The sequence below is a fragment of the Pedobacter miscanthi genome (genome assembly GCF_032678605.1).
Taxonomy (GTDB): domain Bacteria; phylum Bacteroidota; class Bacteroidia; order Sphingobacteriales; family Sphingobacteriaceae; genus Pedobacter; species Pedobacter miscanthi_A.
The window spans coordinates 85,634-111,437 of record NZ_JAVTSU010000005.1; the positions used below are offsets into that span (position 1 = coordinate 85,634).

Here is a 25,804-nt window from a genome sequence, read left to right on the forward strand (position 1 = left end):
TGTCGGCTGAAAAAGCCTTCTCGCAATGACGGATTTACTTATTAAAAACTAAAAGTCGCTTTTAACATAGCTACTCTTCCCGGAATATAGTAGGTTCCGGTGGTAAGCGAATTGGCGGAAAGGTAAACCGCATCAAAGCTTTTAATATTCGCCAGGTTGGTGATGCCGAATTCAAAATCTGTTTTCATTTTCAGGTATTTGTATTTAATGTTCATATCTGCGAAAAGATATTTCAGATTTGGCTGTGTAGATTGATGCGTAAATAAATGTTCGGCCGATAAGTTTAAATAAACGTTTCTGACAGTGGTAATGGCCAGGGTTGATTGTTGCCTTAACTGTTGGAAATTAGTTTTTATTGCATCAGCAACTTTAGCTTTGTTATCCGTTACTGAAAAGTTTGCAAGGTAAGACCAATTGATAAAGCTGGTGAGTTTTGCTTCTATGCCGGCTTTATAAGAAATCGTTTGTGCGTTAAAGGCAAATAATTCATTATTCTGCAATTGATCGTACCTGCTTTGCGAAAAATTAATCCCTGCACTCACTGTACTTTTCAAGGCAAAAACATATTTACTGGCGTTTGCAGCTAATGAAAATGTACGAACATGGTTACTCAGTGGCAATACTATCCTTTGCTGGATATTGTTGCTTAAACTATACGACGAAATGGTATTCAGTTCGGCATCGCTATAATTTGCCGTGATGTTAAAGAAAAACATCTGCATTGCTTTTCTGAAATTAAATCCTGCGCCAACATTGTGCGTTTTCGATTCCGAAATCGGAGCATTGTTCGCAAAAAGCGAACGGTAGTTTTTTAACACCGTACCACGGTAAACGTCGTCAATTCCGCCTAAATCGTTACGGAAATTATAATTTGCCGTTACATAATTTTCGGTACTGGTTTGGTATTTAATATTTAAAGAAGGGCTTAAGAACAATTTATGCAGGCTTTTATCCAGTTGATTGATGTCATCACGATACTTAATCAGGTGATAACTCAAGGGCAAGCTTATTCCGGCCTTTAATTTATCGTTGGTAAATTCGTAAGTGGCATCTGTATAAAGTTTGGTTTTAACCCAACCAAGATTATTTACTGTATTGCCAGATACCAATTCGGTTTGTTGGTTATTTTGCGTGCGGTAAAGTTCCGAATTAAGCTGTTGTTGCTGCACATTAAAACCTGCCTTATAGGTTTGCACAAAATGATTGTTTACAAAAGCAAATGATGCATAATTATTGGTGTACCAGGTTGGTATTTTTAGGTATTGGCTTAAACGGAGATAACTGTTGCCATTGTTCAAAATGTCGGCATTAAGTCCGGGTGTAATGTTTAGGTTTTCTGGTTGGGTGGTACGGTTTAAATAGGAGTAGAGGTTAATCACATCTTCCGACTTTAATTTTTTCCGGTAGTTAAACTCATTGGAAATATCCAGCGTTTCCTGACTTAACACCTGATTGGCTGCCACTCCATTAATTACAAAACCCGACGAAGTTTTAAAAGGTGCGTAATCCAGCACAAAATTATTATTCAGGTAATATTTATCCGCGTTTCCATTCAGGTTAAATTGTGCCCTTAATTTTTGCGGATTAATGGCATTGTTCTGCGATTCTGTATAACTGATGGTTTGACCTGAAAGGTAAGTTTCTGAAAATTTATTGTACTGTTGACGGCGCTCATCATACAGATAAGAAAGGTTTGCCCTTAACTGTAAGTCCTGGTTAAATTTATATAAATTATTTAAATTTACTAAGCCTGCTTTATTGAACAGATACCTGCTTTGTGGCAAAGAGGGAACACCGGCAGCGCCGGTAGATAGCAGGCTGCTTGGCCTGTCGTTATCAAGCTTTTTTAAATAATCAGATAAATTATGAGAAGTAAGATCAATTCCCGGATCATTACCAATGTTATTGCCCTTAATGTTATTGATAAATTTAAGTTTTTTATTGAATAACATGGCCGTTAGGTTTTCATCAAAACGGTTCGGCATTCCGGCACCGGCTGTAGCATCGCCCATTACCTTCAGTTTGGCTTCATCCTTTAATACCAGATTCAACGCAACATCATCGCTCATGTTATTTTTACGCATCATTTTTATGGGTTGATCATTCTGGATCACCTGTACCTTATCTACAGCGCCCTGTGGGATGCTTTTGGTGCCAATGTTATACTTATCATCCAAAAGGTTGTCGCCATCAACATACAGGTTAGAAATGGATTTACCGTTATAACTGATTTTGCCATCTTCTGCAACTTCGATCCCGGGCATTTTTTTAAGCACATCGCCGATGCTTCTGTCTTGTTTATCCGCAAAATCGGAAGGTCTGTAATTTAAGGTATCGCCCCGCGAGCTTAAAGATGGACGGTTTTTCACTGTTACCGTTTCTAATGTCGTTTCACTGCTTTGCATCACGAGATCATAACTTTTGGCAACATCAGTAATTATCATGCTTTGCTTTTTATAACCAATACTCGAAGCCTCTATTTTATAACCTGAAATCTGATCGTTTTTTATTAGAATGCTAAACTCACCATTACGGTTGGTTCTGCTGAAATTAATGATGTTGCCTTCAGCATCTTTCAGACTTACATTAACAGATTCTATCGCTTTTCCATTGGCATCTTTAACCAAACCTTTAATCGGTTTTTGTGCCATGGCCGAAAAACTAACGAGCAAAAGCACCAGTATTATCGCATAATTCTTCATTTTTTCTCCGGAATTTCGATCGGGTTGTTTATTTCAGGTTTTATTGCGGTACCGCCGGCAGGGTGAGGAGCATTATTGGTTTTAAATGAACCCTGCATGCCATTGGCAGCCATTTGGGCCTGCATAAAGCCTTGGGGGTCTTTATCCCTGGCATCTTTAAGTTTATCCAGTTCTTTTCTGGTGGTTTTAATGGCATCGGCAGGAAGTTTAATCTCCGGGCCGAGGTAAGAAGTGCTCATATCAATACCCACCATTTTTACTACACCACCATTTGGAGCGGCAATTTTAACATCGTCGCCGGCATTTGCCTGATTCGTTTCGTCTTTTACGTTTTCGAGACCTGCAAATGTAAATTTCACTTCCTTTTTCTCATCGTAAGCTTCTATAATCAAGCCCGGTAATCCGTTTAATTTCCACGGACCACTTTGAAAAGGTATCTCGGTCGCAAACCAGGCAATCCAGTTCCTGCCTTTAAATGTAGTAGTTGCTTTTTGACATGGAATACCTGAAAAACTCATGGTATCCTTTAAAATTTTCCAATCTAGCTGCGGTGCCGTTTCTTCAACCAGGTAATTGTTAAAGAGGCGTTCTTTGGTAATCATTTTATGCTCATTGGCAAAAAAGAAATAATCTACCTGTGTTAAAGGGAATTTTGTTTCGCTTTTGACTTCAATTTTCACATTACCATTACCGGTTTGGTTTTTAATCTGCTCCTGTATCTGCTTTTGCATGTTCAACGACTGGTTCAGTTTATCATAACTGGTATAAACAGACGCATTTTTGCCGGTTACGAGCAGCATGTTTTCAATCCGGGGTTTATCGCGTTGGGTGGTATCCTGGATATGCGTAAAAGTGTAGCGTACTCTTGCAAGTGCTTTATCGGGGTTTTGGGCTTTTACCGAAATGGTGAGGGCTATTGCCAAACAGAGGGTTAGGATTCGTTTCATGATGATTGGTTTAAATTAATCTATTTACTTTTCGTAAAACTACGAAATATTCGTAATTAAAAAGTGATTTAACATTTTTTAACAATGGAATTGATATGAGTTTTTTTAACACAGATACACGGAGAATTTGTCAGTCTGAAGGCAATGAAGAATCTCTTCTATAGGTTGTTACTTTACTGACTGAAACCTAATAGAATAGTATTTAATTATTATTTGTAAATGAATGGGGGTGCTTGTTGGCGGGGTTCGGCCCCGCTTTCCGTTCTTTCCGATGAAGAATCGGAACCACTGCAATCGGGTTTATGTACAAGGTATGGCGTAATACATGTGAGGCAGGATGGTTTGAAAAGCTGAACTTTGTAAACTAAACCTGATGGAAATGAAAAGCCCACAGCGCAGCGAGGACTTGGAATGGACAGCAGGGTAGGTTTAACATAAGCATTACCAGACCTTGCTTTTCAAAAAAAACAGTTTTCGGAAAGGATATTAATCTACAGGTTAGTGTCTCACAGATCAAAACCTAATCGTATATTTAAATGCTTAATTGTGATCTGGACACCACTGCAATCGGGTTTATGTATAATGTATGTGGCGTAATAGGTGTGAGGCAGGATGGTTTGAAAAGCTGAACTTGTAAACTAAACCTGATGGAAATGAAAAGCCCACAGCGCAGCGAGGACTTGGAATGGACAGCAGGGCAGGTTTAACATAAGCATTACCAGACTTTGCTTTTCAAAAAAAAACAGTTTTCGGAAAGGATATTAATCTACCGGTTAGTGTCTCACAGACCAAAACCTAATCGTATATTTAAATGCTTAATTGTGATCTGGACACCACTGCAATCGGGTTTAAGAAGAATGGTTGTTGGATCTTATGCAGAACTCAAATTTCCTAAATTGCTTTCTGGAAAACGAAATTAAAATAATGTATAAATCGATCTTGAAATCCTTAAATCTTCCAAATCCTGATCCTGTATGATTTTAGTGAAAAATATTTTCGATATGTGTTTGTGTGTTAATTGAATTTGTTCTATATTTGCACCTCGTTAAATAAAAATTATAAAAACAAATATTTAAACAATGTACGCAATAGTAAATATAGCAGGGCAGCAATTTAAAGTTGCTAAAGACCAGCACCTTTTTGTACACAGATTACAAGGAGATGAAGGCGCTAGTATTGAATTTGATAATGTATTGTTGGTTGACAACGGTGGTACAATTACTGTAGGTGCTCCTGCAGTTAAAGGTGCTAAAGTTTCAGCTAAGATCGTATCTCATTTAAAAGGTGATAAAGTAATTATTTTCCACAAAAAACGTAGAAAAGGTTACAAAAAGAAAAATGGTCACCGCCAGTTTTTCACTAAGATTCAGATCTCTGACATCACTCTATAATTAATTGTTAACCCAATAATTCGCTTTTGGGCGAGTTACAAAATATAAAATCATGGCACACAAAAAAGGAGCCGGTAGTTCGAAAAACGGACGTGAATCGCATAGTAAGCGTTTAGGTATTAAAATTTTCGGTGGGCAATTAGCTATCGCTGGAAACATTTTAGTACGTCAACGTGGAACAAAACACCACCCTGATAAAGGTGTTGGTATCGGTAAAGACCATACTTTATTTGCTTTAGTTGATGGTACGGTAGTTTTCAGAAAGAAACAAGATAACAAATCTTATGTATCTATCCTTCCTATCACCGACGCTGAAATCGAAGCAGCAGTAGCTAAAGCACCAGTTGCTAAAAAAGCAGTTGCAAAGAAAGAAGTTGTAGCAGAAGAAGTTGTTGAAGCTCCGGCTAAAAAAGCACCTGCGAAAAAAGCAGCTAAAAAAGACGAATCTACTGAAGAAGCTGCACCTGCAGAATAATTAGTAATCAGTTATAAAAGAAAAGTTCCGATGATAATCGGGACTTTTTTTGTTTAAAATAGGTTCAGTAGTTCATTAGCCATTTGTGGATTGGTTCAGTTCATAGCCAAATTGTTTCTAGAGACCATTTGCATCTTAATTTTCTTAACGTTCGGTTGGTTAACTATTTAAATCGGTTAACTGATTGTTGTAATTGTTGCAATGCATACTGTAAACTGTTAATTGGAAGTTGGTTAATTGTTGGGTTCGGTCATTTCTGCTATAAATCGTCATTGCGAAACCGATTTTTCATCGGGTGAAGCAATCTTACAACGATCGCTGAGTATTAAAACTATATAATGCTTTTTGTCCACCCATTGTAGTAAGATTGCTTCGTGCCTCGCAATGACGATTTTTGGCAGATTTCTCAGCTCCGCTATCAATGACAGATTCTAAAGAGTGGTCGTCATTCCCGCGCAGGCGGGAACCACGAAGTGCTCAGCGAAGCTAATCTTAATGCAAGCTGCAATCCCTACTAAGGCATTACGATTGCCAGTCGGGCTGGCAATGACGATTCTACGCACTGTCATTAAACCTATCAATGTATTTGAAAATTCTAACCTCTACCATAGCCGTTGTTTTGCAATAGTTTAAAAATAAGCGCGTTATGCGAAATGTACATTTCCATCCAGCTAGGCCTTAGCACCATTTCCCGTTCTACGTAAATCCGGCCTAACTCCCGATCAAGGCATCGGGATCAGGCCCCACTGTTTTAGCCAATACCACTTACTTCGAAAGAAAACGGCGTAAGCCCTCATGAATACCATTGAAAATTACATCAAAAAATGAATAAATTTTCTGCCGGTGGTTTTTGTTTTTTCACTTGTTCCCGTTTTTAAATTGTGTTCAAGCTAGCTTCGCTGGTCTTTTTGGCAGCAAAAAGAAAGAGCCCATCGGCGGTGGCGGACCTTTACCGATTTTCCATCGGTAGCCGAGGAAAGACTGCTGAGGACTCCCGACTATTGACTTAATTGTTAAACCATGTTAAATAACAAAAATTAACATTTCGCTGATTTAGATTTGAGTATTGATTTAAAAACAATCCAAATGAATCTGAAGAGAATATCCTTATTAATCACATTACTTATTTCGGGCCGTTTATTACATGCACAAGATGTAGAAGATAATATCCGCATGGTAAAACCATTTAAAGCCGATGGCATATCGAACGAATGGAATGAGCCACTTAACCAGTATAATGATGCTACTAAATTAGCCTTTGCATTGGCCAACGACGATAAAAACCTGTATGTTATTATCGAATCGTTAGATCCACAAACAACTTTTAGTGTATTAAGAGGTGGTATTACGCTAAATATTAATACTGCAGGAAAGAAGAAAGATGGAATGAAATTAACCTTTCCATTAATGGAAAGACCGCCAATGCCAAAGGAGGGGGAAGAACATCACGATCATGCTGCGTTACCAACAGAAAGGGAAAATGAAATGCATGATCCCGCTGCGATGAATAAAAGCATCCGGGTATCGGGTTTTAAAAATATTCCTGATGGCGAGTTGCCTGCGATCAATCAGGATGGAATTGAAACAGGAATGAGTATCCATCCAAACAGAGATTTAATTTATGAGTTAAGCATTCCATTAGCACAGTTACAGGTTGGCTTAGATTTTAAAAAACCGCTCGTTTACAATATTAAAATAAATGAACCTGGTAAATCTGGATTTAAAAGACAGGGTGCTCCAGAAGGTGAGAAGGGCGGCGGTGGAAGAGGTAGATCTGGCGGCAGAGGTGGAATGGGAGGCGGAGGCATGGGCGGAGGTGGCCGTGGTGGTATGGGTGGTGGTGGAAGAGGTGGAATGGGCGGTGGCGGTCAAAGATCAGCACAAGGCGGCGAATCTTCTGCTAAATCATCTGATTTCTGGATTAAATATAAATTGGCGAAAGCTTAGATAAAATAAATGAAGTGCGTCATTGCGAAGCCAATTTTTCATTGGATGAAGCAATCTTAATGCGAACGCTAATAGCGATAGTTGTAAGATTGTTTCCTCGGCTGAAGAAGCCTCCTCGCAATGACGAATTTTTCTTTGAAATTTTTTCTAAGTCGAGATGATGACGATGAAATTTAATACTCCCTGGCCATTAACTGTTCGGTAAGCGTTAAAAGGTTTGCTTTCTTTTCATCGTTCACATTAATCTGATCGAATACAGCTAAGGCTTTGTTCCGGTAGCTATTCATGCTTTCTCTGGCAATTTCCTGGATATCCAGCGTATCGTAAACCTGGCGGACAGTTTCTACCTTTTCCTGTGCGTTAAATTCTTTATAGCCTGTCCAGGTATCTAATGATGCACGGGTTTCACCTTTGGCGAGTTCAAAAGCTTTTAAGAGCAGGAAAGTCTTTTTATTGGCAATAATATCGCCACCAACCTGTTTTCCAAATTTTTCAGGATCGGCATACACGTCTAAAATATCATCCTGTAACTGAAAGGCAATTCCGATATTTTCTCCAAACTGATAAATCAGATCTGCATCTTTTTCTGACGCACCTGCAATAATTGCCCCTAGTTTTAGTGCTCCACCAAGCAATACAGCCGTTTTCAGCCTGATCATGTTGATGTATTCTTCGATACTTACATCATCGCGACCTTCAAATTCCATATCCAACTGCTGACCTTCACAAACGCCTTGTGCGGTGGTATTAAAGGTATCCAGCACATCTTTAAGGAAGACAGGATTTACTTTAGCAAGGTTTTTATTGGCTTCTACCATCATCACATCGCCACTTAAAATGGCCACATTAGTACTCCATTTTTCATGTACGGTAGCTTGACCTCTGCGGAGTGGTGCATTGTCCATAATATCATCATGAACAAGTGTGAAATTATGAAAAACTTCGATAGCCATTGCCGCGTGGACAGATTGGTTCGCATCTTCGCCAAAAAGTTCGGTAGCCATTAAAACCAACAGTGGTCTCACGCGTTTTCCGCCAAGATTAATGATATAAGTAATCGGATCGTAAAGCTGTTTAGGGTGGTCCGGAAACTTTAAATTTTGTATTGCAGTATCTAAAATTTGCTGTAATTGTTCTGTAGTATGCATGCTTTGCTTTGAACATTGTGTTTTCGGGCACAAATGTCTTAATTTTTAATCAGGAATTAAGGTAAAATCGATTTGACGTTTAGAAAGATCTACTTTTTTAACCCTGATCATTACTTCGTCTCCCAATTGGTATTTTTTCTTTTTACGCTGGCCTATAATGCAGTAGTTTTTCTCGTCGAGCACATAAAAATCGTCAGATATATCGCGTAAACGGATCATGCCTTCACATTTGTTCTCTTCAATCTCTACATACATACCCCATTCAGTAACGCCCGAAATAATACCTTTATACTCGGTACCGATGTTATTTTCAAGGTATTCAGCCTGTTTGTATTTAATGGATGCGCGTTCTGCATCAGCTGCTCTTTTTTCCATTGCGGAAGAATGTACACAGGCTACTTCGTAAAATTCTGCGTCGGCCGATTTACCGCCATCTAAATAGCTTTGTAAAAGCCTGTGGGCCATCACATCGGGATAACGGCGGATAGGGGAAGTAAAGTGGGTGTAATATTCGAAAGCCAGGCCATAATGACTGGTTTTTTTAGTGGAATAAATCGCTTTAGCCATTGATCTGATGGCTAGTGAGGTTAGGATATTTTGTTCCTTTTTACCTTCTACATCAGCCATTAAGCTGTTTAATGATTTGGCAATTTCTTTATCTGATTTAGTATTTACCTTATAACCGAAACGGGCAGCAAATGTGGCAAAGGTATTTAGGGTTTCCATGTTTGGCGAATCGTGCACGCGGTAAACAAAGGTAAGTTTATTTTTACCTTTTACTTTCTTGGCAACGAATTCGGCCACTTTCCGGTTGGCCAGCAACATATAATCTTCGATCAGTTTATGTGCGTCTTTACGTTCTTTAACATAAACACCAATCGGTTTCCCGGTTTCATCCAGTTTGAATTTAACCTCGGTACTTTCGAAACTAATGGCTCCGTTTTTAAATTTGCGGTCGCGGAGGATATAGGCCAGCTCATTTAATTTCAGGATTTCCTGAGCGTAATCACCGGCTTTGTTTTCGATCACTTCCTGTGCTTCTTCATAGCTGAACCTTCTGTCAGAGTGGATCACTGTACGGCCATACCATTCATTTTGAATATTAGCCTGCTCATCCAATTCGAAAACAGCAGCAAAACACAATTTATCCTCATGTGGACGTAATGAACACACACCATTGCTTAATCGCTCAGGCAACATCGGGATCACCCGATCAACCAGATAAACGGAGGTGGCACGGCTGTAGGCTTCTTTATCCAAATCTGTTCCCTGGATTACATAATGCGAAACATCGGCAATGTGTACGCCGATTTCGTGGTTTCCATTAGGGAGTTTTTGATAAGAAATGGCATCATCGAAATCTTTCGCGTCAGCCGGATCTATGGTAAAGGTTAATATATTTCTAAAATCTTTTCTTTTGGCAATTTCTTCGGCCGGAATTTCTTCGGGGATCGCATTTGCTTCGCGTTCTACCTGTGGCGGAAACTCCAACGGGAAACCATATTGTGCTAAAATCGCATTCATTTCGGTATTGTTCTCGCCTTGATTGCCGAGTACATGTTTAACAATTCCGATAGGGTTTTTTGCGCTTTCTGGCCAGTCAGACAAGGTTACGAGTACACGCTGACCATTTTTTGCATCGTGGGTATCGGCCAAAGGCACAAAAATATCGTGCATCATTTTTTTGTCGTCTGCAATTACGAATGCAAAACGATCTGATATCTTGATAACACCTGTAAAATCTGATTTTGCTCTTTTAATGATTTCGACAACTTCGCCATCGTTTTTGCGACCGCTTTTCTTTGCGAAAACATAAGCTTTAACGGTATCGCCGTGCAACGCATTTTTAAGTTTTCGTGGCGCAACAAAAACGTCTTTTTCAAACTCATCTTCCGGAACGATATAAGCAGAACCATCGGCGGTCATATCAACCGTGCCAATTATGAAGTTTTGTAACTCTTTAAGTTTGAATTTACCTTTTTCGGGTTCTAAGAAAATCCCCGCACTTTTCCCCTCTTTTAAGATCTCGAGAATGGTTTCTCTCGATTCCTGATCGTTCAAATTTAATTTAGCCGAAACCTGCTTATAATTTAGCAGCTGATTACTGTTCTTTTCAAAAACATCACTAACCAATTGATTCAGAACCAATTTTATATTTGCCGATTTTTTCTTTGCCATACGCTAATACTGAATTTATCGAAGATACAGAAAAGATAGGTACAATAGGTAAGATGGATGATGGAAAATGGATAATGGAGGGAGTTGAGGGGTTGATTGGGAATTGGTTATTTGGTAAGGCAAATTGCCTATTGGCTCATGGTTGATGGTTCATAGTTTTGGTGGATAGTGAAAATGGCTATATGAATATTGACCATGAACCATTGACCAAATAAATAATACTCCTGATTAAACCTTCTTTCTAAGATTTATTCCGTTTTACGGACTACGGACTACGGACTACGGACTACGGACTACGGACTACGGACTACGGACTAAGGACTACGGATTACGCTCCGGGGATCGCTTTAATTAATTTCCTCGTATATTCTGCCTTTGGTGCGTAGAAAATCTGCTCGGGAAAACCTTCTTCTTCGATTTTTCCTTTGTTCATTACCAAAATCCGGTCTGAAATGTGTTTTACTACGGCCAGATCGTGGGATATGAAGATATAGGTAAGTCCGAATTCTTGTTGAAGATCTCTGATCAGGTTTAAAACCTGTGCCTGAACGGAAACATCGAGCGCAGAAACGGATTCGTCGCAGATGATGAATTTTGGTTCTAAAGCCAAAGCCCTGGCAATAACCACGCGCTGTCTTTGTCCGCCGCTAAACTCGTGCGGGTAACGGTTAAAATGTTCTTCTTTTAAACCTACTTTGTTGAGGAGTTCTAATACCTTTTGCTTGCGTTCGGTATCGTTGCGGTGTAGTTTATGTACTTGTAAAGGTTCTAAAATAGATTGACCAATGCTTAATTTTGGATTTAAAGAGGCGTAAGGATCCTGAAAAATGATCTGAATATCTTTCCTTAATTTCCGTAAATCTGTTTTGCTGATGTGTGTAATGTCTTCACCGTTAAAAATAATCTGACCGGATGTAGGCTGGATTAACCTTAAAATGGTTCGGCCCAAAGTGGTTTTACCACAGCCCGATTCGCCTACCAAGCCAAGTGTTTCCCCTGGGAAAACTTCAAAATTCAATTGATCAACGGCTTTAACATAATCGGTTACTTTTCCGAATAAGCCGTTGCTGATTGGGTACCAGGTGCAGAGATCTTTTATCTGAAGTAAAGGTTTTTGTGCGTAAAGTTGTTCCCTTCGTGCTGATATTTCAGTTTGGCTTAACTGGTTCGAGGCTTGTAGATGCGCTGAGGCATCGTCAATTTTTCCGGTAAGGAAATCAGCCACCACAGGTAATTTTTTTAGCTGCAGGTTAGGGGAAGGGCGACAGGCCAGCAAACCTTTAGTATAAGGGTGTTGTGGGTTATTAAAAATAGATTTTGCCGATCCTTGTTCTACAATTTCGCCTTTGTACATTACCGCAACTTCATCGGCAATTTCATTTACCACGCCTAAATCGTGGGAAATAAAGATCATCGCCATATTCCGTTCTGTTTTCAGCTTTAAAAGTAACTGAAGAATTGTTTTCTGAACGGTTACATCTAGTGCGGTGGTTGGTTCATCGGCAATCAATAGTTTTGGATCGCAGCTTAAGGCCATGGCAATCATTACCCTCTGTTTTTGTCCGCCGGAAATCTGATGCGGATAACTGTCGAATATTTTTTCGGGCCGGGGTAACTGTACCTCATTAAAAAGTGCAATGGTATGTTTTTTTGCTTCCGCTTTATCCACTTTTCTGTGCAGCATAATGGCTTCGGCCACCTGATCACCACAAGTAAAAACAGGATTGAGGGAAGTCATGGGTTCCTGAAAAATCATCGAGATCTGGTTTCCTCTGATCTGCCGGATTTCATTGGTGCCAAGATTAAGCAGACTAACATTCTCAAAATCGATATCCCCCGTAATTTTTGCACTTTTTTCATCGTGCAAACGCATAATAGAAAATGAAGTAACCGATTTCCCGGAACCCGATTCGCCCACGATACCTAAAACCGTTCCTTTTTTTACATTAAAACTGATCTGTTTAACGGCTTTGAACCAGGTTTTATCTTCCTGGTTATAAAAATCGATATTTAGGTTTTCAACGTTTAGCATTACGTTACAATGGTAATGTTTTCTGCTGAAATTATATCCATTCCCTTAAATTTTAACAGCACCTGCGCGGTAGTAATTACATCTTTCTGGCAATAGGTAACTATCCGTTCGAGGTTTTTCTCTTCATAGTAAACCTGTCTTACCTGCGAGCCGTTAATGTCATCTTTGGGGGTTGGAATGTTTAAAATTGCCGCTAATAGGTTTAATGAAGTGAAGTGTTTGTAATCGCCGAATTTCCAGAGCTCCATGGTATCGATATGGTTTACTTCCCATGGTTTTTTGCCCGAAAGCTGCAACTGAACCGGTATTTCTATTCCGTTAACCAATAACCTGCGGCATAAATAAGGAAAATCGAATTCTTTTCCGTTGTGCGCACAGAACATTAACGTGGGCGCTTGTTTACTTAACAGGCTGGAGAACTGCAAAAGCATTTCCTTTTCATCGTGACCAAAAATAGATTTGATCCGCAGGGAATAAGATTGATCCTGTACATTAAAAATGCCCAGACTAATGCAGATAACTTTGCCGAATTCGGCCATAATACCTGCTTTTTCATAAAAATCTTCAGGACTTTGGTCTGCATTTCGCTGGTAATGCGTTTTTTGCTCCCAAAGTTCCTGAAAATGTGGAGGTACATCCTGAAATGATGGGTATTGCGGAACAGTTTCGATATCGATAACCATTACCTGATTGAGATCTAACGTTTTTAGCATACATGAATTTTTGTATTAAACAATTTACAACTTTCATTTCAATATCTTGTATATAAATGATTTAACATTTTAACTATATTTCTATAGCTTTGATTATGGCGAAAAGTAAATTCGAGAAATCTTTAGCAGATGGCGCTCACAAAAAACTTTTACAATTAATTGGAAATTGGCAGGGATCAACTAAAACCTGGTTCGAAAAGGATGTACTGGCCGATGAATCTTTATCTGAAGCTCAAATTATTTCCATTTTAGGTAGCCGTTTTATTTCGGTTGATTATCATGGAAGTTTGGAGGGGAAACCTTTTGAAGGCAAAATGATTATCGGCTTTGATCTTCCATATCAAAGGTTTACCACAAGCTGGGTGGATAGTTTCCATATGGGTACGCAGATGATGCTTTCGAGTGGAGAAGCTACGACAAATGGATTTTCGGTTTTTGGCGAATACGGCAGTCCGGAATATGGCGGGCAGCTTTGGGGCTGGCGCACGGCTTTAGATATTGTTGGAGATGATGCGTTTGTATTAACCGCTTATAATGTTTCGCCTGAAGGGGAAGAGGCAAAAGCGACGGAAACGGTTTATAAGAGAATTTAAATTTCGCAGGTTTTTAGAAAAAGGTTCGTGGGACACGAACCACGGCGCGGGGAAATGATGCGTTTGTATTAACAGTTTATAATGTTTCGCCTGAAGGGGAAAAGGCAAAAGCGACGGAAACGGTTTATAGGGAGTTGTTGGTCGGGATTTGTAATCCGATTTTAGAACTAAGGATTTTTAATCCTTTAAGGTGGATTGCAAATCCACAGCTCATCCAGTCAAGATTGCAAATCTCGACTAACAGTAAATTTAAGGTCGTCATTCCCAACCCGATAGCTATCGGGTTGGGAATGACGAAGTGCTCATCAAAGATAATCTTAATGCCTCATGTAAGATGTATTAAGATTCCCGCATACGCGAGAATGACGTGCCGTAAATAAAACTAAAATAAACTTGGCGAAGCCTGATTGGCCATCACCGGAATTTTTAAATCGGTACCAATAGCTTTGTTCAGTTTTTCGGTAAAATAAGCAGAGAATAAAGGCGATGAAAGTTCTACGTTCTGGTGAACAAAAAAGTAAAGGTTTTGTAAACCCTGTTCTTTCCATTCCACAATTCTTTCAATCCAGTCGTCTAAGCGTTTCTTATCAATTTCATCATCGTTTGCGCCTACAAAACGCACAAAAGCCGTAGGTGTGGTTAAACGCATGTGCAACATGTCTCTTCTGCCTGCAGTATCCACAATAATATTGCTGATCCCATTCTCTTTGAACAATTTGGCAAATTCGTTTGCAATGGCCGGGTTCGTAAACCATTCTGTATTTCTTACTTCAACACCTAATGGTATTACTTTTGGAAATTCGTTGATCACGGTTTTTAACCTTTCGAAATCTTTAGGTTTAAAGTTATCATGCAACTGAAGAAAGGCCATGCCTAGTTTATCTTCAAAGTTACTAATGGCATCACAATATTGCTCAACAGGCTCTTTAACGTTGATTAACCTTTTAAAGTGACTGATGGTATTGGTGAGTTTTGGAAAAAACTTAAAATCTGCAGGTGTTTTTTGCGTCCAGGTGATTACCTGGTCGCGGGTAGGCATGCCATAAAAGGTGGCATTTAGTTCAATCGAATTAAATTGTGTAGAATAATAGGTTAACTCGTCCTTAGTTCCTTTTGGGTAAAAACCCTTTAAATCAGTTTTATTCCATTTTGCACAGCCCACAAAGGCTTGAAAAGCTTGTTTAGGTTTATTCGTTGCTAAAATTGCTGCTGTTTCAGGCGCATCAGCCGGAAGGGTATAATCTATAATGGTTGGATCTTCTACTTGGCCGAATTTCATTTTTAAAGGTTTTAGATGTAAGGTAAAAGGTTTAAGGCAAAAAAATACCTTAGCTTATTCAGCTAAGGTATTTATATATTGTAAAAATAAGAAACTTGTTCTTTGCTTTAGCTTATTGTGGAAAGTTTATGTTTTTCGTATGTCCAAACTCCCAACTGAAAACTCCAAACTAAACTAGTAACCCAGTATTTTCAGCACCTGCTTACTGTTCTGTTCTTCGCCAAAAACCTCAAAATTGAAACTTTCATCGCGGTTTCTGCGGATCAAAACATGTTTCGGACTTGGCAATAAACAGTGGTGGATACCGCCATAACCGCTCAATACTTCCTGGTAAGCACCCGTGTGGAAGAAACCTAAATACTGCACTTTACGCGTTTTCGGCATAAATACACTGTTCATGTGCGCTTCCTGGTTATAATAATCCTGTCCATCGCAGGTAATACCACCTAAGTTAACACGCTCATATTCAGCATCCCAATTGTTAATTGGCAATAAGATATATTTTTGATTTAAAGCCCAAACATCAGGTAAATTGGTAATAAAAGAACCATCCAACATTAACCAACGCTCACGGTCGTTTTGTTGTTTACGGCCCAAAACTTTGTAAAGTATACCAGATGCTTCTGCTACAGTATATTTACCAAATTCGGTAATAATATCTGGTTCCATTACCTCGTGGATGGCGCAGATTTCTTTAATCCTTTTTACAATTTCGTTTACCATATATTCGTAATCGAAATCAAATACCAACGAATCTTTAAATGGCATACCGCCACCAATATCAAGCGTATCTAAATCAGGATTGATTTTTTTAAACTTGCAATAAAGCGTTACATATTTCTCTAACTCGTTCCAGTAATATGGCGAATCGGTAATACCTGAGTTAATGAAAAAGTGTAATAATTTAACCCTGAAATTAGGATTATGCACGATTTTATTGTTGTAAAAGTCGATGATGTCTTCCATACGAACACCTAAACGCGAAGTATAAAACTGCGAGTCTGGCTGCTCTTCAGCCGCGATACGAATACCTAAATTACAAGGCGTGTCAATATCAACCTCATCATCAAAAAGGTTAAATTCTTCCTTATTATCTAAAACAGGGATAATATTGGTATAACCATCATGCAACATATCGATAATATATTGCTTGTACTGGTAGGTTTTAAAGCCGTTACAAATAATGGTGGTATCTTTTGTTAATACACCTTTTTTCTCTAGCGCATCAACCATCGGCATATCAAAAGCCGAAGATGTTTCCAGGTGGATGTTATTTTTTAAAGCTTCTTCTACAATATGCTTAAAATGTGAGCTTTTTGTACAGTAGCAATATTTATAATCGCCACGATAGTTGTTCTTTAAAATAGCGGTCTGAAAAAGAATCTTCGCTTGCTGAATCTTCTTACTTACCATTGGTAAATACGTGAAACGTAGGGGAGTACCGTAAGTTTCGATCATTTCCATCAGGTTTAAATCCTGAAAATATAATTCATCATCTATAACATCGAAACCCTCCTGAGGGAAACCAACACTTAGATCAAGAAATTCTGAGTAACTCTGCATTTACTTTTAAATAATTTTTGCAAAAATGTAATTTTAAATCGAGAATTAATCTTTAATAAAAATATTTTTACTGTAGGGAAACGCTTAGCCTAACTACAAAATTTGAGTGCAAATTGTTTTTTGAGAAAAATAAGGCAAGCTAATTCGCTAAATATTTGGAAACCAATTGGTAATGGGCGTTTAGTTTATGGGTTTGGAAAGCAGGTTCCTGTTTTTATAGATTGGGGTTGGCCCTGCTCTCCACTTTACTCGTTGCACTCGTGTTCGTTCCGATCAGGTTTACCTGGCAAGGTAAGTACAGCTATTTGGGGTTTGACAGCGAGTGGGCTAATTAATTATAGGTAAATCATTAATTGATTGATGTTTATGAGGTTGTATCATAAATATAGATTGTCATCCTGAGTGAGCTTGTACTGAGCGTAGTCGAAGTGAAGGACTTGTTTAAATGCACTGGTAAAGCGTTTCGACAAGCTCAACGTGACAAGTTTGGATGAAACACAACTTAAGATACAGGCTCTGGAGCCAAATAGCATATTAACCTTTGCGGAGGTATTTGGTTAAAATTACAATGGTTTGTCCTTCTACTTTACCTTCAATCTGTTCGGTATTATCGTGTACCAGTCTAATGTTTTTAACCACAGTGCCCAATTTTGCACTTATGGTTGAGCCTTTAACATCCAGCGTTTTAACCAAAACTACCGTATCGCCTTCAAATAAACGCGTGCCGTTGCTGTCCTGATGAAATTCCACTGTTCCATCTTGCTCATGGTCGCCGGTTTTTTTAGCCCATTCTAAAGTTTCATCCTCAAGGTATAAAATATCCAGGCTATCTGCTGCCCAGCCTTCATTTCTTAACCTGCTCAACATTCTCCAGGCCACAACCTGTACCGGGGCAAATTCCGACCACATGGTTTCTGTTAATATTTTCCAGTGGTTTGGGGCAAGCTGTTCCGTTTTTTCAATCTGGTGTAAGCAGGTTTTACAAACTAAAATACTGTTATCGCTATTGGCATTACTGGTTGGCGGCACTTCATATACCGATAAATTGGTTTCGGCGGTGCATAATTCGCATTTATTGCCCGAACGGGTTTGTAATTCTTGTACTAAAGACATATTGATGCTGGATTTTTGGCGAAAGTAATAAAACTAATCGGAATCACGCAGGTCGGCGTTTCGACTGGAGATCTCTTTAAAAGTTGGTTTGATAGAAAGGGAATGTTTGCTGATCATTTGGAAAGCAGGTTCCTATTTTTATTGGTTTGGGGTAGTTCTGCTCTTCATTTTACTTCGTTGCACACGTGTTCACTTCGATCAGGTTTATTTAATATAGGCTGGTGCTGCTATTTGAGGCTTAATAGCGAGTGTGCGTCTGTCAGATGGGTTTTGCGTGCGCTCCGAGTTTTCGTGGCAAAAATACAATGGTTCGGAGATACGAGAGATGTGTGAGAAATAATGTTTGCTGATCATTTGGAAAGCATGTTCCCGTTTTTATAGGTTCGGGTTAGCCCTGCTCTTCACTTTACTTGTTGCACTCGTGTTCGTTCCGATCAGGTTTATTTAAATTTGGGTGGTGCTGCTATTGAAGGTTTAATAGCGAGTGTGCGCCTGTCAGATGGGTTTTCCGTGCGCTCCGAGCTTCCGTGGCAAAAATACAATGGTTCGTGGAGACACTAGCTAATAAAACTGTTAACCTTTTATAATTCCTTTGTTTTGCTCAACATCCTTTTTAAATTTTTCTGTCCATTCTTTTAAGCTCAAAGCTGTTTCCTCTTTATCGTCATCATATACGATCCAGGCATCTGCATCTGTATAAAGCTTAATCAATGTGGAAACATCAGCTTCGGTGATGTAGGATTGTCCATATTTCCTTTCACCATTTATTACCGCGTTCCATAGGGCATATTCTAAATTCTGCATCCAACCTGCAGAATAACAATATTCTGAAATTTCACTCATAAATGTTGCTAAACGCAATTCTTTTTCTGTTAAATCTGATTCCATTAAAATAGATATGCAATCTGTTATTCCTTAACCGGCAAATGTACCTCAGCCAGCATACACCTTGCACTGCCACCCCCATTTTTTTCGATGGTGTAAAGTGGGGCATAAATAATTCGGCTATACTTTTCAAGTGCAGCAATCTGCTCAGCATCTAATGATAAATAAGCCTGTTCAGACATCACCAATAAGTTTTCGCCGGTTGCATTGCTTACCTGCAGCATGTTGCCCGCAAATTTATTCATCTGCTCCAGGCTGATTTCTATAATTTCTTTTCCAGCGCCTTTTAAGCTTATCGTTACATTTAATTTTTCTTCTGGATTTTTAATCGAATCCAGACAGATCACCGCAAAACGGTCGCCGATGCACATCATTACATTGGTGTGGTAAATCGGGAAGTTTGAGGCATCAACCGCCTGAAAAGCCACGGGCTCATATCCGGTAAGCATGCAGAAATTATTCAGCACTTCTTCATCGGTACGTACACTTAGGCAAGCATAGGCAATTTTATTGGTGCGGTCTAAAACCATACTTCCTGTACCCTCTAAAAAAGCATATTGCTGCTCGTAAAAGCTTAAATCACTAATGTGGTTTACCTCGAATTTGTTTTTTAGTCCATCCAAAATTTCATTGCGGCGCTCTAACCTGCGGTTTTCAGAAAACATCGGATAAAGGTATACCGAGCCATCCTCGTGAAAGGAAACCCAATTGTTCGGGAAAATAGAATCCGGCGTTTCAGGTTCAAAAGTATCATCCACGACCGTAACATCGACACCGTTTTTGCGCAAAAGATTAACAAAAGCATCAAATTCCTTTAAGGCTTGTTCTTGTACATCGCTATCTGCAGATGCAATTTGAAACATGTTATTTCCAGCCGTTTGCTCGTTGAACTTAAAATCAACAGGGCGGATCATAAGGATATGGTTGGTAGATTGGTTCATTAGTTCACTTGTCATTTGTGTATTAGGTTCATTGGTCATTTGTGCAATAGTTCACTTGGCAAACTGTTCATTGATTCATATCGATCGTAATTTTAGGTGTTTAAGTCGTACGCCACAACAAATGAACCAATGACAAATGAACTACTGAACTAGGTTATCTCTTAATATCGGTAAACTCATGCAATGGAAACCACCACGGGCACGAGATAATTCTGCCGAAGGCATTAAAATCAGGGTATCTGTTATCGTTTCGGCGCTTACTTTACCGTTTTCTAAATCCTGGATCAAATCTTTTACATCTACCACATCAAATCCGGCAGCTTTAAAAGCTTCAACGGTTTTATCGTTTCTATCATAGCCTAAAACCACGCCTTCTTTAATGGCTAACAGATTACAGGAATCTGTCCATTGCTCACGCGAATCGTAAGGGAACTGATTGTTTCCGCTATAGATGATCCGGGTTGGTTCGGTACTTTTTAAATCATTCTGACTAATATCATTCAACAAGGCCTCTACATGTTCGAAGTGTTTAGGCTCTTGCGGGTTTGCTTTTGTAAACTGAATGGCGGTAGTCGCTTCCAATTTTTCTGGTTCCTTTAAAAAGTTGATCGGCTCGTAAGGATTATATTTCGGAGAATGTGCAATAGAATTCAAAATTACCCAGGTATTGCGTTTTACCTGTGTAAAAACGGTATCCAGGTGCATATAATCGCGTTTACTAGGGATTTTTACCACCGTAACTTTTTCTACCACATCCTGATCGAATAACAGTTTAATCGCTTCGTTTGCACCATGTTCTGAAGTTCTTTCGCTACAACCGATTAGTACGTGGTTAGGGCTCACCATCATCACATCGCCACCTTCTAAAGTGGTGCTGAAAGCAGGTTCATCGCCAGGCCTTAAAAAGTGCATGGTTACATCCGGAATTTCGAGAATGTTATTGCGGTAGCCCTCAAACAATGGATGGTTAAAGAAAATATAACGCATTAAAAGCGTTTCGCGTACACGGGCTTTTTTTGCCGGTTTGTTTAATAAAATATGGTTGTTGATGGTTGTACCCACATCCCTGGTAAAAATTAAATTGGGGATAGGTGCAAAAATCATGGTATCGTTGGCCAATGTTCCGGAAATAAAAATCTCAGCCAATTGTTTCGGATCGGTATTGGTTAACTCCAATTGTACTTTATAGGTACAGCCTTCAATCGCACAAACAGCCGCAACGAGTTTTTTGCGGATTGATTCGTTTTCGAGCATTTCACTCAACAGGTTCTGAATCTCAATTACAGATTTAGAGTTGTGGAAATCGGGGTGGTTGGGTTTATAAAAATTACGGTCTGAAGCTTCCGAATCTATTTCGGCCAGTTTTCCTTTGATCTTATCGGGATCAAGAAAATACATCAACAATTTAATATAATAATCGTATTCGCCTTTGCGGATGGTATCTAAATGTACAATATCTTCGAAAAGCCAATCTTGCGCTTTAGAGGGTACTACTTTGCCTAATCCACTATCAGGACTATGTATTAATAATTTACGCAACCTGCCGATTTCGGTGTTTACGCTCACTTTAAAATTTGGGTTCTGCTCGCTCATAAAAAAGTTAGTTATTGCAAATCTATTAGAATTTTTGAGAGTCCGAAAGTCTGAGGTCCGAAAGTCGGAAGATATAGTTTGAAAGTTGATGGTCTGAAATTTTGAAGCATAATAAGTTTTATCTTACAGGCATCCTGTCTTCCGACCTCGGACTTCGGTCTCAGGACTTTTTTATTGCACAAAACCAACATCTCTAAACCTTATTGTAGCGGCACCTCCCGATTCCTTCAATCGGGACTATAGCGGAAAGAAGGACTATCGGAACCGACCGGCACTACAGTAGCTTTCCAAACCCTTTAAAAACAAAGAAAACTGAAATTTATGGTAAAATTTCTTCGGACTTCGGACTCCCGACTTCGGACTTTTTTCTCTATTTTTGGCGCATGAATTTTATTATTGCCGCAACACAGAAAGCCATTTTTGAACTTTACAAAGATGAAGTAGCCGAAAGTGTAATCAACATACAAGAAACCCGTAAGGAATTTGAAGGACAGGCAACGATTGTTGTTTTTCCAATTACCAAAATCTCGAAGAAATCGCCTGAACAAACGGCCAATGAAATTGGTGAATATTTGGTTGCCAACGTAACCGATATCACTAAATTTAACGTGGTTAAAGGTTTTTTAAACTTAAGCATTGCCGAAAGTTATTTCTTAAAACAGTTTAACGAAGAAATTTTATCGCCTGATTTTGGTGTTTATGCACCGACTGGTAAAAAGGTAATGGTAGAATATTCTTCGCCAAATACCAATAAACCGCTCCACCTGGGGCACGTACGTAATAATTTATTGGGTTATTCGGTTTCGGAGCTGTTAAAAGCTTACGGTTACGATGTAGTAAAGGTAAACCTGGTTAACGATCGCGGTATCCACATCTGTAAATCGATGCTGGCCTGGCAAAAATGGGGTAATGGCGAAACACCTGAAAGTACCGGCTTAAAAGGCGATCACCTGGTTGGAAAATACTATGTGATTTTTGATAAAGAATACAAAAAAGAGATTGAAGCCTTAAAAGCGGAAGGACAAACAGAAGAGGAAGCCAAGAAAAATGCACCATTGATTAAGGAAGCACAACAAATGCTTTTGAAATGGGAGCAAGGGGATGAGGAAGTAGTTTCGCTTTGGAAAACCATGAACGAATGGGTTTATGCTGGCTTTAATGTAACATATAAAAACCTTGGGGTTGATTTTGATAAATTCTATTACGAAAGTAATACCTATTTATTAGGAAAAGGTACGGTTGAGGAAGGCTTGGCAAAAGGCGTTTTCTTTAAAAAAGAAGATGGTTCGGTATGGATCGATTTAACTGCCGACGGTTTAGACCAGAAACTGGTTTTACGTGCGGACGGAACTTCGGTTTACATTACACAGGATTTAGGTACAGCCGAAATGAAACACGACGATTTCAATATGGATGAGTCGATTTATGTAGTGGGGAATGAGCAGGATTACCATTTCAAGGTATTATTCCTGATTTTAGAAAAGCTAGGCAAAAGCTGGGCGAAAGGTTTATACCATTTATCGTACGGAATGGTTGATTTGCCAAACGGGAAGATGAAAAGTCGCGAGGGAACTGTTGTTGATGCTGATGAATTGATTGAAAGCATGGTTACTACCGCTCGAGAGAAAACAGAAGAGTTGGGTAAAACCAATGATTTTAGTGAAGCAGATAAAGAAGAACTCTATAAAAACATCGGTTTAGGTGCTTTAAAATATTTCCTTTTAAAGGTTGAACCTAAGAAACGACTATTGTTTAATCCTGCTGAAAGTATCGATTTCCAGGGGAATACCGGGCCGTTTATCCAGTATACACATGCCAGGATTAAGTCGCTTTTGAGTAAATCTGATTATAAGTTTGCAGTGGGGAGTGAGCAGTTTTCGGGAATATCGGATGTGGAATTGGAAATGATTCTGCAACTGGCTAAATACCCTGCTGAGATTGCTATTGCCGCTAAAGCTAATAGTCCGGCAAGTTTGGCCAACTATTTATACGAACTGGCTAAACTGTTCAACAAGTTTTACCATGAGGTACCGCCAATTGTAAAAACAGAAGAAGGTGATACGAAGCAGTTCCGTTTAAATTTGAGCAAAAAAACCGCTGATATTATTCATGCCGGAATGCTTATTTTGGGAATTACGTCGCCAGAGCGCATGTAAGAATTGATTTTAAAAACCTAATTAGTGGTTAACGAACTGATTTTACTTTGTTTGGTAGCTTTTGCCGCCGGATTTATAGATGCTATTGTAGGTGGCGGTGGTTTATTACAAACTCCCGCCATTTTACTTATTTTGCCCCATTATCCTGTGGCTACACTTTTAGGGACAACCAAAATCCCATCAATGGCGGGTACAACGCTGGCCGCTTTCAAATATTCGAAACAGGTTAATTTTAATTATAAGGTGCTTGCTGCCTGTGTACTTACTGCATTTTGTGCTGCGCTTTTGGGTGCTTTTTTAGTGAGCAGGATCGATAATTCGGTCATTAAACCAGTAATTCTGGTTGTACTGATTTTGGTTGCACTTTATACTTATTTTAATAAACAGTTCGGTATTCACCAGGAAAAAGTTCACTCTGTTCAGAAACAGGTTTTAATGGCTGGCTTATTCGGAGTTGTAATAGGCTTTTATGATGGCCTAATCGGACCAGGTACAGGTTCTTTTCTGATCCTCGTTTTTATTGCCGTATTGGGGTTCGATTTTATTGGAGTCAGTGCACATGCTAAAATCGTAAATATGGCGACCAATTTGGCGGCTATTATTTATTCAGCTCTACCGGACATATCTTGTTTCAATATGCGATACCAATGGCTCTTTTTAACCTAACCGGCGCTTTTTTCGGAACGAAACTGGCCTTGCTGAAAGGCAATAAATTTGTACGTGTATTTTTCTTGATCGTAGTTTTCGGAACAATATTGAGGTTTGCCTATGATATTTTGAAGATGAAATTAATGTAGGGGTAGGCAAGATGGAAGAGGTAGAGTGTAAGATGAAAATAATGATTTAAAAGATTCTTCACTACGTTCAGAATGACAAAAAAAGCATCGCTGGATTAAACCTACGATGCTTTTTCATTTCTATTTAAAGACTAAAGACTAAAGACTAAAGACTCAGGACTGGAGACTCTCAACTCCAAACTCATTTCCCTTCCAATCCTGATTTTACTGCCACAGGTTTCTTTTTCCTAAAGTTTGGAAACGTCATAGGGCTTTTGGCCGGTCGTTCATCTCCCAATAATACACCCCATTGTTTAAATGATTCTGTACGGTCGAATACGATTTTGAGTACCGCTACAATAGGTAGTGCGAGGAACATCCCGGAGACACCTGCAATGCTGCCACCAATAAATACCCCGAGGATAGCGAATAAAGCATTGATTTTTACTTTAGAACCTACGATACGCGGCATCAAAATGTTATTGTCTAAAAACTGAACGAATGCAATAACACCCAATACGGTAATTACCGGCCACAGTTCCTGCGAGGAAGTAAGGGTTAGCAATACGCCAATTACATTACCAATTAGTGCGCCTACATAAGGAATCAGGTTTAAGATAGCAAAGATTACCCCAATTAAAAGTGCATGTTTAATGCCGATCAGCATCAGTATACCACCCAATAAAATCGTCATATAGGTAATCTGGATCAACAAACCAATGAGGTAACTTTTAATAATAGATTCCGTTTCGTAAATCGCTTCCTTCACTTTTAGGTGATCATCGGTTTTAAACCACATAAATATAAAACGCAATAAGATATCTTTATAAAAAAGCATCAGGTAAATGTAAATCGGCAACAGACCGATAAATACAAAAATACCACTTAAAGTTACGGCAGCGCCACCGGCAAGTGAAGTTCCCATGTTCATGAGATCATCGCTTTTACCCTGAATAAAGGCTTTTTGCTGTTTATCATCGTAATGGGTAATGCGGCTGATCCAGTCACTCAGCGAATTGATGTGTTGTGTTACATTGGCTTTAATCTGCGGAAAATCTTTCACCAATATGCCAATCTGATTAGAAAAAAACCAAACGATCAGCGCTACAAATAAGGCTACCAATAAGATGGGTAAGATAATGGCGAGCGTTTCCGGGATTTTTTTTCTTCTTAAAAAACGATAAACAGGGAGTAACATAATGCTAATGAAAAAGGCCATCAACATAGGCATGATGATGTCTCTGCCAATCACCATTACTGCTACAATGGCCATTATACCCAATAATTCAATAGATCGTTTTACGGTTAGAGGTAAATTGTTAGTCATAAAAAAGTTTATCTGATTAGGGTTTAAACATAATCGTTGTAAAAA

20 protein-coding genes are annotated in these 25,804 nt (G+C 39.0%); 7 read left to right on the forward strand and 13 right to left on the reverse strand.

Annotated elements, in window-relative coordinates; all coding sequences use genetic code 11:
- Nucleotides 1–41: 41 nt before the first annotated feature.
- Both R2R28_RS09220 and R2R28_RS09225 read right to left on the reverse strand, forming a co-directional pair.
- Complete coding sequence (locus R2R28_RS09220; RefSeq protein ID WP_316825386.1) at nt 42–2,702, reverse strand: TonB-dependent receptor; 2,661 nt, start codon at nt 2,700–2,702, stop codon at nt 42–44.
- Nucleotides 2,699–3,649 (reverse strand): GLPGLI family protein, encoded by a 951-nt coding sequence (locus R2R28_RS09225; RefSeq protein WP_316825387.1) that lies wholly within the window; start codon nt 3,647–3,649, stop codon nt 2,699–2,701. Before R2R28_RS09225 ends, R2R28_RS09220 begins: the two co-directional genes overlap by 4 nt.
- Before the next feature lie 1,079 nt (nt 3,650–4,728).
- Between R2R28_RS09225 and rplU the strand changes: the two genes are divergently transcribed.
- The 3 genes from rplU to R2R28_RS09240 all read left to right on the forward strand — a co-directional run bounded on the left by rplU (nt 4,729) and on the right by R2R28_RS09240 (nt 7,462).
- Entirely contained in the window at nt 4,729–5,040 is a 312-nt protein-coding gene (gene rplU, locus R2R28_RS09230; protein ID WP_316825388.1) for a 50S ribosomal protein L21, read from the forward strand.
- 52 nt (nt 5,041–5,092) lie between these two features.
- Nucleotides 5,093–5,515, forward strand: a complete 423-nt coding sequence (rpmA, locus tag R2R28_RS09235; RefSeq protein ID WP_316825389.1) for a 50S ribosomal protein L27 — start codon at nt 5,093–5,095, stop codon at nt 5,513–5,515.
- Between the two features lie 1,086 nt (nt 5,516–6,601).
- On the forward strand, nt 6,602–7,462 hold the full coding sequence (locus tag R2R28_RS09240; RefSeq protein WP_316825390.1) for a hypothetical protein: 861 nt from the start codon (nt 6,602–6,604) through the stop codon (nt 7,460–7,462).
- A gap of 173 nt (nt 7,463–7,635) precedes the next feature.
- Here the strand turns inward: R2R28_RS09240 and R2R28_RS09245 are convergent, their stop codons facing one another.
- The 4 genes from R2R28_RS09245 to R2R28_RS09260 form a co-directional block, all read right to left on the reverse strand.
- Nucleotides 7,636–8,610, reverse strand: a complete 975-nt coding sequence (locus R2R28_RS09245) for a polyprenyl synthetase family protein (RefSeq protein ID WP_316825391.1) — start codon at nt 8,608–8,610, stop codon at nt 7,636–7,638.
- Between the two features lie 45 nt (nt 8,611–8,655).
- Nucleotides 8,656–10,788, reverse strand: coding sequence for a ribonuclease R (gene rnr, locus R2R28_RS09250; protein WP_316825392.1), 2,133 nt, complete (start codon nt 10,786–10,788; stop codon nt 8,656–8,658).
- A 328-nt stretch (nt 10,789–11,116) separates the two neighbouring features.
- Nucleotides 11,117–12,820: an ABC transporter ATP-binding protein gene (locus R2R28_RS09255; protein ID WP_316825393.1), complete on the reverse strand. Its 1,704-nt coding sequence runs from the start codon at nt 12,818–12,820 to the stop codon at nt 11,117–11,119.
- Nucleotides 12,820–13,533, reverse strand: coding sequence for a 3'-5' exonuclease (locus tag R2R28_RS09260; RefSeq protein WP_316825394.1), 714 nt, complete (start codon nt 13,531–13,533; stop codon nt 12,820–12,822). The genes R2R28_RS09255 and R2R28_RS09260 overlap by 1 nt, the downstream gene beginning before the upstream one ends.
- Nucleotides 13,534–13,628: 95 nt before the next feature.
- Here R2R28_RS09260 and R2R28_RS09265 point away from each other — a divergent pair, with 95 nt between their 5' ends.
- Entirely contained in the window at nt 13,629–14,126 is a 498-nt protein-coding gene (locus R2R28_RS09265) for a DUF1579 domain-containing protein (RefSeq protein ID WP_316825395.1), read from the forward strand.
- 382 nt (nt 14,127–14,508) lie between these two features.
- Here the strand turns inward: R2R28_RS09265 and R2R28_RS09270 are convergent, their stop codons facing one another.
- The 6 genes from R2R28_RS09270 to R2R28_RS09295 form a co-directional block, all read right to left on the reverse strand.
- Complete coding sequence (locus tag R2R28_RS09270; protein ID WP_316825396.1) at nt 14,509–15,405, reverse strand: DUF72 domain-containing protein; 897 nt, start codon at nt 15,403–15,405, stop codon at nt 14,509–14,511.
- Nucleotides 15,406–15,579: 174 nt separating this feature from the next.
- Nucleotides 15,580–16,968 (reverse strand): arginine decarboxylase, encoded by a 1,389-nt coding sequence (locus R2R28_RS09275; protein ID WP_025146786.1) that lies wholly within the window; start codon nt 16,966–16,968, stop codon nt 15,580–15,582.
- A gap of 534 nt (nt 16,969–17,502) precedes the next feature.
- Nucleotides 17,503–18,081, reverse strand: coding sequence for an alkylphosphonate utilization protein (locus R2R28_RS09280; RefSeq protein ID WP_316825397.1), 579 nt, complete (start codon nt 18,079–18,081; stop codon nt 17,503–17,505).
- A 573-nt stretch (nt 18,082–18,654) separates the two neighbouring features.
- A complete protein-coding gene (locus R2R28_RS09285) occupies nt 18,655–18,969 on the reverse strand; it encodes a hypothetical protein (RefSeq protein WP_316825398.1) in 315 nt (104 codons plus the stop codon).
- Between the two features lie 20 nt (nt 18,970–18,989).
- Nucleotides 18,990–19,922: a citrulline utilization hydrolase CtlX gene (gene ctlX / locus R2R28_RS09290; protein ID WP_316825399.1), complete on the reverse strand. Its 933-nt coding sequence runs from the start codon at nt 19,920–19,922 to the stop codon at nt 18,990–18,992.
- Between the two features lie 126 nt (nt 19,923–20,048).
- Nucleotides 20,049–21,500 carry an arginine deiminase family protein gene (locus R2R28_RS09295; RefSeq protein WP_316825400.1) on the reverse strand — a complete coding sequence of 484 codons (1,452 nt, stop codon included), beginning with the start codon at nt 21,498–21,500 and terminating at the stop codon, nt 20,049–20,051.
- A 383-nt stretch (nt 21,501–21,883) separates the two neighbouring features.
- Between R2R28_RS09295 and argS the strand changes: the two genes are divergently transcribed.
- The 3 genes from argS to R2R28_RS09310 are packed head-to-tail and all read left to right on the forward strand — an operon-like array spanning nt 21,884 to nt 24,453.
- Nucleotides 21,884–23,656 carry an arginine--tRNA ligase gene (gene argS, locus R2R28_RS09300; RefSeq protein ID WP_316825401.1) on the forward strand — a complete coding sequence of 591 codons (1,773 nt, stop codon included), beginning with the start codon at nt 21,884–21,886 and terminating at the stop codon, nt 23,654–23,656.
- A 24-nt stretch (nt 23,657–23,680) separates the two neighbouring features.
- The gene (locus R2R28_RS09305) at nt 23,681–24,322 is read left to right on the forward strand and encodes a sulfite exporter TauE/SafE family protein (RefSeq protein ID WP_316825402.1); all 642 of its coding nucleotides are present in this window, start codon (nt 23,681–23,683) and stop codon (nt 24,320–24,322) included.
- Nucleotides 24,304–24,453 carry a hypothetical protein gene (locus tag R2R28_RS09310; protein ID WP_316825403.1) on the forward strand — a complete coding sequence of 50 codons (150 nt, stop codon included), beginning with the start codon at nt 24,304–24,306 and terminating at the stop codon, nt 24,451–24,453. The genes R2R28_RS09305 and R2R28_RS09310 overlap by 19 nt, the downstream gene beginning before the upstream one ends.
- A gap of 181 nt (nt 24,454–24,634) precedes the next feature.
- Here R2R28_RS09310 and R2R28_RS09315 read toward each other — a convergent pair whose 3' ends face one another.
- On the reverse strand, nt 24,635–25,759 hold the full coding sequence (locus R2R28_RS09315) for an AI-2E family transporter (RefSeq protein WP_316825404.1): 1,125 nt from the start codon (nt 25,757–25,759) through the stop codon (nt 24,635–24,637).
- Nucleotides 25,760–25,804 lie beyond the last annotated feature (45 nt).